At 48.4% G+C, this 2,680-nt stretch carries 4 protein-coding genes; 1 reads left to right on the forward strand and 3 read right to left on the reverse strand.

From position 1 onward, the window contains the following. The coding region (locus tag VB081_RS00065; RefSeq protein WP_323398825.1) for an HdeD family acid-resistance protein at positions 1 to 616 on the forward strand (616 nt) is incomplete at its 5' end. Between the two features lie 41 nt (positions 617 to 657). Here VB081_RS00065 and VB081_RS00070 read toward each other — a convergent pair. From VB081_RS00070 to VB081_RS00080, 3 genes are read right to left on the reverse strand one after another with little or no spacing between them, the layout of a single operon-like run. Next, positions 658 to 1,455 (reverse strand): glycosyltransferase, encoded by a 798-nt coding sequence (locus tag VB081_RS00070; RefSeq protein ID WP_323398826.1) that lies wholly within the window; start codon positions 1,453 to 1,455, stop codon positions 658 to 660. Next, positions 1,448 to 1,798, reverse strand: a complete 351-nt coding sequence (locus tag VB081_RS00075) for a DUF2304 domain-containing protein (RefSeq protein ID WP_323398827.1) — start codon at positions 1,796 to 1,798, stop codon at positions 1,448 to 1,450. The genes VB081_RS00070 and VB081_RS00075 overlap by 8 nt, the downstream gene beginning before the upstream one ends. Beyond that, positions 1,798 to 2,493: a glycosyltransferase family 2 protein gene (locus VB081_RS00080; RefSeq protein WP_323398828.1), complete on the reverse strand. Its 696-nt coding sequence runs from the start codon at positions 2,491 to 2,493 to the stop codon at positions 1,798 to 1,800. The genes VB081_RS00075 and VB081_RS00080 overlap by 1 nt, the downstream gene beginning before the upstream one ends. Positions 2,494 to 2,680: the final 187 nt, after the last annotated feature.

Raw genomic sequence — 2,680 nt, forward strand, 5'->3', positions numbered from 1 at the left:
CGAACAGAATGGGCAGGACGAGCAGCCCAAATCCAGAATGAACCTTAACAACATGGCGAAAAAAATGACGGGTGGGAACAAAACTGCCGGAATCATCATCGCGATCTGCATGGTGGTACTGGGTATACTGATCTTCATGGCGCCGCTGATCGCGGGGCTTGGGATCGCCTATCTCATCACCATTGGCTTTATTATCTATGGTGTATTCCAGGTCGTCGCCTATGCAAAAACCGCTTCCGAATACCGGAACGGCTGGACGCTTGCAAACGGCATCATCTTTGCGCTTCTCGGCGTGCTGATCCTTGCACAGTCGCTTGGCACAGAGTTTGGCGCCCTCAACATGCTGTCGCTGTTCTCGTTCTTTATCGGCTTCTTTGCACTGTTCGGCGGTATCACACAGGTCTCGTCATACGGCGCGTTCAAAAAGTCCGGCGAACCCGGTGCCGGCTGGATTCTTGCAAGCGGCATCATCAACCTTGTGCTCGGTATCCTGATCATCTGCGCACCGATCGCGGGATGGTTCACGATGGAATGGATCTTCGCGATCTACCTGATCGTCGGCGGTATCGCGTTGTTTGCAGAAGCATGCTCCGGCAAGCTTGCCTGCAAAAAATAATTTGCTGCATACAAAAAGAAGCGCCTGACAGCGCTTCTTTTTTATTCACTTATTTTATTGCTGTCCGCACTGCTCGCATATTTACGCATAAGCACTTTTGCGATAGGCTTAGGCCAATAGCGCCGGAACATCTCGAAATCCTCCGCAAACCGTTTACCATCCTCTAGCTGGTTGGTCGTTTCCGACCCCTCATGGATGCGGTGCAGCATCAGCGGCTGCGGGATATACACAAACGATCCTTTTTCCTTTGCCAGCCTACTCCACGCATCCCAGTCAAGATTGCTCCCCATCTCTTCGCCAAAACGAAAGTCCGGAAACCGCTTCCTGTTGATACACACGGATGGACAACAGATCGCATTTCCCAGTGAAAGCGCACGATTACGCATAAATTTACTGTGCCAGAATGCTTTGGGCCGGATCAGGCTATTGATTTTTCGTTTGACCCTCAAAAGGTTTGTTTCATACACCGTTTCCCCATCCCGCAGCTCGCCATAATCCGTAAAAAACAAAATGGGGTCTTTGGCACGTCTATGATATTCCCGCAGCATTTTTCCATACTCCGGCAAATACACGTCGTCCTGATGCGCGATCGTCACAAAATCCGTCTCCACGTGCGAAAGCGCAAAGTTCCAATCGCGCCCAATCCCGCTTTCCTTGTCGCTCACATAAAGAGGCACGCCAAACTCCTTTGCCAGCCCTTCCATGGAAACGTTCGGCGTAGATGTGGCAATAAAAAAGGGGGAAGCTTCTTTTTGCGCTGCTAAAGACGCAAGGCACTCCTTAAGATATGGGCTTTCCTTGTAAGCGCAGACAGCATAGCTGTGTGAAAACTCACTCATCCGTTTTCTCCTGCTTGGAAAACTCTTCAAAAGCAATTTTTTGCGCCATTGCTTTGTTTTTTTCCGTCAGGTTTGATATCTTGATCGTCATCAAAAACATTTTGATAATAAACAGCCCCACAAAGAACAACATAATAAAGTTGAACGGAGACTCGATCCCCAGTATATCCGCAAAGAAAAAAGCGATCTGTGGAAAAACACTCAGAATCAGCAGCAGAATAGCAAATACGATCCAGAATATAGAATCCGGAATATTCAGCTTTGCTTTTCTGATTTTATTGAGGACATATACAAGCACCAATATGGAAATAATGATTAATACAGCTCTTAAGATAGGCGCCATTATTTTTCCCTCCCGCCGCGGAACAGGTTGATGAAGATCATAGAAACCATCATGCGGAACATGTATGCAATAGAACGTCCGAAGGTCAGGTAGCTCTGTCCTGCCTCACGCTCGCTCATCTCCACCTGCACTTCCGTAAGCTTTGCGCCTTTGCGCACAAAATATGCCCAGGTATCCGGCTCCTCGCCACAATTGGGGTCATAGGCCACCTGCTTCATCACTTTGCGGTCAATGAGGCGCATACCCGAGGTCGGATCGTTGAGCCTCTGCCCTGTCGTCAGTTTGAAAGCTCCGCTTATGATGCGCGAACCCATCATACGGAGGCCGCCCGGTTTTTTCTCGCTTACAAACCGCGAACCCACGACGATGTCATATCCTTCATCCATCTTCTGCATCAACGCCGCGATATATTTTGCGCTGTGCTGTCCGTCGCCATCAAACTGTACCGTCCGCTCATATCCGTTCAGGTAGGCGTATTTATTCCCAGTCTGAAACACACCGTCAAGCCCCAGGTTCACAGGCAGCGGCATGACTGGAATATCGTTCTCCTTGCATATGCGCACCGTATCATCCGTCGATCCGTCGTCAATCACAACGAAATCATATGCAGAACAGTGCTCACGCAAGTCACAAGCAACCTTTTCGATATTGTCCTGCTCATTATGCGCAGGTATAAAAATCAATAAATCCTTCATATTGTCTCCGTCTGTATTCTCTCTTACGAACACACCGTTATTTTAGCATATTTTGCGACACTTGGCTATTTCACTTTTGCGACAAATCCCGCCTTTGTTTCAAACACCTTTTCCATGCTTTCGATCTGCTCCATATAAGGCAGTGCCGGCTCAGATCCTTTGAATACAAGGATATATTCCGCCTTGT

The organism is Christensenella sp. (genome assembly GCF_034927525.1).
Classification (GTDB): Bacteria; Bacillota; Clostridia; order Christensenellales; family Christensenellaceae; genus Christensenella.

What these genes read in the sequence shown, in the direction of transcription:
- VB081_RS00070 (WP_323398826.1), bottom strand. Translation starts at nt 1,455, where the DNA reads ATGAGTGAGTTTTCACACAGCTATGCTGTCTGCGCTTACAAGGAAAGC.
- VB081_RS00075 (WP_323398827.1), bottom strand. Translation starts at nt 1,798, where the DNA reads ATGGCGCCTATCTTAAGAGCTGTATTAATCATTATTTCCATATTGGTG.
- VB081_RS00080 (WP_323398828.1), bottom strand. Translation starts at nt 2,493, where the DNA reads ATGAAGGATTTATTGATTTTTATACCTGCGCATAATGAGCAGGACAAT.